The following is a 340-nucleotide window of genomic DNA, read 5'->3' on the forward strand; positions in this document are numbered from 1 at the left end:
CAGGACCGATGACCTGTTGAAGGCCCACCCCGAACAGGCGCCAGCTCGCCCGCGGGTTGGTATGGCTCCGCAGATCACCGACGCCGAGATGCTCACTCTGGCCGTGATGCAGGCGCTGCTCGGACACACCAACGAAGCGCGATGGGTTCGTCACGCCCACCGGCACCTGCACGGGATGTTCCCCTACCTGCCGGGCCAGTCCGGCTACAACAAGAGACTGCGGGCCCTGGCCGGGACCTTGAGTTGGCTGATCCGCACCCTGGCCAAGGAGACCACGGTCTTCAACGACGACGTGCTGCTGGTGGACTCCACGCCCATCGAGTGCGCCCGTTCCAGAGAG

1 pseudogene is annotated in these 340 nt (G+C 66.2%); it reads left to right on the top strand.

Features of this window, described 5'->3' with window-relative positions:
• Window positions 1-13: 13 nt before the first annotated feature.
• Window positions 14-340: pseudogene (locus BKD30_RS15375) on the top strand (IS982 family transposase); the annotation flags it as partial.

It is taken from the genome of Tersicoccus phoenicis, from assembly GCF_001968835.1.
GTDB classification, from domain to species: Bacteria; Actinomycetota; Actinomycetes; order Actinomycetales; family Micrococcaceae; genus Tersicoccus; species Tersicoccus phoenicis.